We start from the raw sequence: 5,797 nt of genomic DNA on the forward strand, positions 1-5,797 counted from the left end.
TTCAGCGCGCATGGAAAACCGGCAGCGACTACTTAGATCGCGAAATAAAGGAGGGCAGAAAGCGTAGAAAAGGCATGAAGCTTTGACCAGCTAACAGTTTATTAGACGGCTTAAGCCGTATATCAGTTGGCCGGTTATCTGATCTTTGGGCATTCGTTTGCTTTTGGTAAATCCCTTATTTTTCATTGCGTTATCCATTTTTTCTAGGGATATCACAAAAACCAAATGCGGCTCATTTGGTTTGATACGGCCGGTTATCGCTTTATACGATATTTTCTCTGCAAGATAAATCCCTGTTTTTATTGACTATTACTTTAAGCATAAATTAGCGCTTATCCGATATACGGCGGTAGCCGGTTAAATCATTGTATTGGCGTATTGGAAAACTTGGTTTATGCTGTTTGTATGAACAGTAAAGGAGGTTGTGCTCATGGTAGATGATATTCCCATTCCGTTACCTGCGGAGCCGGTGAGGCTGGTCGATCGGTTTAGGTTTTTTATGCGCTCATTGAATATGAGCTATAGAACAGAAAGAGCCTATGTCCATTGGTTGTTGCGGTTTATTCGGTTTCATAATCTGCGTCATCCTGACACTATGGGTGAGGCCGAGCTAGAAGTATTTTTATCCCACCTCGCGGTCAATTTAAATTCTGCAATTAACACTCAGCGCACTGCGCTCAATGCACTAATGTTTTTTTATAACAAGTTTTGCGAGCGGCAGATTGAAGGGCTTTCCCCTGTGCGTGCTACCAAGCACCGTCGGATTCCGGTGGTGTTTTCACATGATGAAGCGTTAAGGGTTATTAACGGGTTGGAGCAACCGTACAAGCTTGCCGCGCAACTAATGTATGGTGCTGGCTTGCGCGTTAGTGAATGCCTGCGTTTACGTGTCAAAGATGTAGATTTTTCCGGGAATCAATTAATTGTGCGCGCAGGTAAGGGCGGAAAAGATCGGCGTACTATTTTGCCGGATTCTTTAGTGAAGGATCTGCGTCAACAGATAGTCTTAGTGGATAAATTGCACCAGCTAGATCTGGCAGAGGGTTTTGGCGAGGTGTATATGCCCAACCGGCTAGCACAAAAATATCCGGAGCAGGCTCGCTCGCTCACTTGGCAGTTTTTATTTCCCTCCAGTTTCCGCGCTCAAGATCCTCGCTCAGGTGTAACACGTCGACATCATTTATATGACGGAACTTTGCAGCGCAGAATCAAAGATGCCTTAAAGGCTGCGAAGATTTTCAAACAAGCCTCTTGCCATACCTTTCGCCATAGTTTTGCCACGCAACTATTGTCTGCCGGGTATGATATTCGTACAGTGCAGGAGTTGCTGGGGCATAGTGATGTAAAGACCACCGAAATTTATACTCACGTTTTAAACAAAGGTGGATTGGGCGTGCGCAGTCCTCTGGATCTTTGTTGATTAATTGAGCAGCTAAGTGATTCCTATGTTTCTAGGTGTTCGAGGGGCTTTGTGATTTGTTATGCTGGCCGCCCGACATCTTAGTTAGCTGCCCGCTTATGCGCATTCTCTATAGTCTTATTTTTTATCTTATTTTACCGGTTATTTTACTCCGGTTATTGTGGCGTTCATTAGCCGCTCCTGCCTACGCTAAGCGCTGGGCGGAGCGATTTGGCTACTTTCCTGCATTAACGACTCGTAAAAAAGTCGTCTGGCTGCACACTGTATCAGTAGGTGAATTTTTGGCGGCCCTGCCGATGATTCGCCGCTTGCAGGCTGATGAAGCCATACAGCTGGTGATTACTACGACTACGCCAACCGGTTCAGAACGCGTGCGTGCAACTTTGGGGGATTCTGTCTTTCATGTATATGCTCCCTATGATTTGCCCGATGTGCTGATGCGATTTTTACATCGCATCAAACCGTCTGTTTATTTAGTGATGGAAACCGAGCTTTGGCCTAACACATTGGCTGCCTGCGCCAAGCGCAATATTCCTACAGTATTGGTTAATGGTCGATTGTCGGAGAAGTCTGCGCGTGGTTATGCGCGTTTTGGTGCACTGACCAAACCTATGTTGCAGAACTTATCTTGCGCTGCAATACAAAACGCAACTGATGCGAGCCGTTTCATTGCTTTGGGGCTATCTGCGCAAAACGTGCGAGTTACTGGCAATATTAAATTTGATTTGAAGTTAAGTGATGATCTGCGTGAGCAGGCCATGATGTTAAAGCGTCAGTTGTCCAATGCAGGTCAGCGGTTGATTTTCATAGCGGCTAGTACTCATCAGGGCGAGGATGAAATTATTCTTGATGCATTTGCGCGAGTTCGCGCGAGCTCACCTGAATTAACGCGTGCAGTGCTCGTATTGGTTCCCCGTCATCCTGAGCGATTTGAGCGAGTAGGGCAGTTATGCGTCGCGCGCGGATTTAACACTGCTCTGCGCAGTGAGTCTGGTTGGAGTGACGAAAACGATATCTTGCTCGGCAATACTATGGGTGAGTTGCTGTTGCTGTTTGGTGCCAGCGACGTCGCATTTGTTGGCGGCAGCCTTGTGCCTAATGGGGGGCACAATTTTATCGAACCAGCCGCATGGGGTTTGCCGCTGATAAGTGGAGAATCATTATTTAATTTCGCTGAAGTATCTACTTTGTTAATAAAGGCGGATGCATTGGATGTGGTTCACAACACCGAAGCGCTGACAGCATGTTTGCATCGCTTATTACTGGATGCCAATGAGCGCGCACGCAAGGGTAAAAATGGACTGCGTGTTGCGATAGCGAATCGCGGCGCATTAGATAAAACCTTGGCAATCATTAATGCCTATATAAAATGATTGCGCTATTTTGTGTTCATAAAAAACGCCGGAAAATTCCGGCGTTTTTTATTCAGCAATTAATTACTAACCACCATTAGTAGTTGGTAATTCCCGAACTGGTACAGCTTGCCCACTTACCAATACAAATGCTGCCTGCATTTTTCAGCCGGCTATTGGTAATTTTAGCGGTGCTAGTAGAACTGTCAGTACGGAAAATACCTTCACCCATATTGGAGATCTGGCATCTATCGACAGTCACCGCAATTTTGAACGTGGTGCCGCCGTTCTGCCGCAGGAATTTGCCCATGTCATCGACTACGCAATTGGAAACATTGAGAGTGGATGCTGCATTTACTTGAATAAATTTATCTGAACCTGCAAAACCGGAAATGTTTTTTACATTCACTGTACCGGAAGATTTAATGGTCATTGCATCTTCACCGACATTGGTCCAGCGAATGTTATCAAGTGTGCCACCGTTGTATACGTGAATACCATCGGCTGCGTTATTGCCGAGGATCACATTTTTTAACGTTGCACCGTTTTCTACTCTGAATACAGGTTTTTGCGACTCGCTCTGGCTGCCATCACCTAATGCGCTGGTGGCGTTAAATACTTTACAGCCGCCATCATAAACACCACTGGTGACTTTAATGGTTGAGCTGACGCTCACTGAACCATTAGCCGTACAGGTGGCTCCCGTAATTGAACCGCTTCCACCGCCACTTCCACCGCCGCTGCTGCTAGTGCTGCTGGAGGATGATGATGTAGTGCCGCCAGAGCCTGATGCTGGGATGGAGCACTCTTTTACCGACTTGGATGGGATGGGATCTGAACCAAAGGTTGCTACAGAGCAGGAAAAACTGCCGCTAAGAATTTTATAGACAAATTTTCCTGATGCACCAAATGCAACATTAGTGGAGCCGCTAACCGAACAGGTTTGCCCGGTTTTACAAATAGTGACGTAGCCGTCAGGGCGGTTGGAGGCAGAAAATGCGCTGGCAGCGCAACCGAGTAGAGCAGTTGCAATAAAGATTTTTTTTAGCATGATTTCAATCTCGTCAGTTATTGGGATAAATGAACGGATTGACCGAATAATGGCGCCTGCTAAATTCAGGGGAGTTACAGCTTTCCAGAGAAATAAGGGCAGACTATTTATTGTTATGTTTGCTCTTGATACAGCGAAAAGCGTGGTGACTATACAGCGCCAGAGTAAATAGTAAAAATTATTGACGCGACAAAAATGGTTTTTGTGAGTTAATTGGTTACTTTTTTATGAACCAGTGCGCTTGTTGTGAAAAAAATATTCAAAAATAAAAAATGCCGGAGTATTAGTCCGGCATTTTTTTATTAGCAGTATCGATATTATTAGGTTTAGTTTTCGTATTGGCTGCGGCTTACCAGTGAGTCGTCCAGCAACCACTTATCAATTTCTTGCACATCGGCAGGCGTTAGCATGCCGGCTACTTCGCGCAATTTAATGGTGTCTATCACATAGTTATAAAGCACATCGGAGTAATTGCGACGCGCTTGATACAAATTGCGCTGCGCTAACAAAACCTCTACCAGATTGCGTGTGCCGACCTCATAACCTGACTGTGTAGCTTCCAGCGCTGACTGGTTAGACACAATCGCCTGTTTCCGCGCCTGTACGCTGGCCACATCGGTTTCAACGGTCAGGTGTAGTGCACGAGTGCTTTGAATAACATTGCGCTGAGTGCTGTTGTAAAGCTCCTGCGCTTGAGTGTACTGCGCATACGCTTGACGGCTGCGGCCAGATGTTGCCCCACCACTGTAAATGGGAATGTCTAGACGTAAATTGATGGAGCTGCCATCGGTAGTGCTATCAAAGGTTTCGCCGCGGCTAGTGCCATCGCTATCGTAGTCCGAGTAACCGAGGTTGGCGCCAAGCGTGGGTAAATGATTGGATTTATTCGCTTTGGCATTCTGCAAGGCTGCATCTGCTTGCAGTCTTGATGCTTTCAGGTTGTAGTTGTTTTTAAGTGAGAATTCGACCCATTCTGCGCGGTTTGCGGGCGCGGGGTTAACAACCGGAAATTTGACGGAGAGTGGGGCAACCTTATCTTCTGGTTTGCCTGTCAGCACTTCCAGAGCTTCATAGCTGATGCCTAAATTACCTCGCGCTTCCAAGGTCGCCGCTCTGGCGCTGTCGAAGGCCGCTTGCGCTTCATGTACTTCGGTAATTGCGGTCAAGCCTACCTCAAAACGTTGCTTGGTTTGCTCCAGTTGTTTTGCCAAGGCTTTTTCTTCGGCAACAGTGGCTTCCAGTGTGTCTATGCTGCGCAGTACATTAAAGTAGGCTTCTGCGGTGCGTACAATCAAACTTTGTTGATCAGCGCCAAATTGAGCTTCTGCTTGCTCGCTTAATTTAATACCTTGTTGATAGCCATACCAAGCAGACATATTAAAGAGTGGTTGCGATAAAGAGAGATCCCAGCCAGCTGAGTCGCTGTCAGTCTTCAGAGTGACATTGGTTAAGTTGTTGGTGGTGTCTTCATCGCTATTTGAAAATTGTGCTCGCGCATTAATTTGTGGCAGCAGACCCGAGCGGCCAATGGTTTTATTTGCCAGGCCTGCTTCATATTTTGCTTTGTCGGCCTTCAATTGGGCGTCGTTTTGAACTGCGAGCTCGTACACATCCAGCAGGCTATTAGCGCTGGCGGTAAATGGAATAAGAGCCATCAGGCTGACGAGCAGATAAGGCTTGGTCTTTTTCATAGAGGTTTCCAAAGTCCAGAGTTGAGAATTCCAGTTCGACACAAAAACAGATTAGACCTATTGCCTAGATCTGCCTTAGTGTAAGTACTAATAGGGCAAGTTGCGGGGGAGTTTAGCCGCTTGCCGCCTTGGGGTCGAGAAATGAACGAGAGTTCAGTGGTTAAAAAGGGTAAAACGCGCGGCACTTGCCGTGAAGTTACAAATGTAAGCTCAGCCATGACTTTACTTTTCTATACTCCCGAATAATGCCCAGATGCGCTGCGAACCCCCCCCCCCCCCCCCC

General features: G+C 46.6%; 4 protein-coding genes. 2 read left to right on the forward strand and 2 right to left on the reverse strand.

Annotation, left to right across the window (positions count from 1 at the left end):
- The first annotated feature begins 430 nt into the window (after positions 1 to 430).
- On the forward strand, positions 431 to 1,420 hold the full coding sequence (locus AWU77_RS02435) for an integron integrase (RefSeq protein WP_062058719.1): 990 nt from the start codon (positions 431 to 433) through the stop codon (positions 1,418 to 1,420).
- A 98-nt stretch (positions 1,421 to 1,518) separates the two neighbouring features.
- The gene (waaA, locus tag AWU77_RS02440) at positions 1,519 to 2,793 is read left to right on the forward strand and encodes a lipid IV(A) 3-deoxy-D-manno-octulosonic acid transferase (protein WP_062058722.1); all 1,275 of its coding nucleotides are present in this window, start codon (positions 1,519 to 1,521) and stop codon (positions 2,791 to 2,793) included.
- A 76-nt stretch (positions 2,794 to 2,869) separates the two neighbouring features.
- On the opposite strand, the gene AWU77_RS02445 is transcribed toward waaA, so the two are convergent.
- Both AWU77_RS02445 and AWU77_RS02450 read right to left on the reverse strand, forming a co-directional pair.
- Positions 2,870 to 3,823 (reverse strand): pectate lyase, encoded by a 954-nt coding sequence (locus AWU77_RS02445; RefSeq protein WP_062058725.1) that lies wholly within the window; start codon positions 3,821 to 3,823, stop codon positions 2,870 to 2,872.
- Between the two features lie 326 nt (positions 3,824 to 4,149).
- Positions 4,150 to 5,514 (reverse strand): TolC family outer membrane protein, encoded by a 1,365-nt coding sequence (locus AWU77_RS02450; protein WP_062058728.1) that lies wholly within the window; start codon positions 5,512 to 5,514, stop codon positions 4,150 to 4,152.
- Between the last annotated feature and the right edge of the window lie 283 nt (positions 5,515 to 5,797).

It is taken from the genome of Cellvibrio sp. OA-2007 (assembly GCF_000953825.1).
Classification (GTDB): Bacteria; Pseudomonadota; Gammaproteobacteria; order Pseudomonadales; family Cellvibrionaceae; genus Cellvibrio.

Coding starts and splice junctions, on each gene's coding strand:
- waaA (WP_062058722.1), top strand. CDS start 1,519: ATGCGCATTCTCTATAGTCTTATTTTTTATCTTATTTTACCGGTTATT.
- AWU77_RS02445 (WP_062058725.1), bottom strand. CDS start 3,823: ATGCTAAAAAAAATCTTTATTGCAACTGCTCTACTCGGTTGCGCTGCC.
- AWU77_RS02435 (WP_062058719.1), top strand. CDS start 431: ATGGTAGATGATATTCCCATTCCGTTACCTGCGGAGCCGGTGAGGCTG.
- AWU77_RS02450 (WP_062058728.1), bottom strand. CDS start 5,514: ATGAAAAAGACCAAGCCTTATCTGCTCGTCAGCCTGATGGCTCTTATT.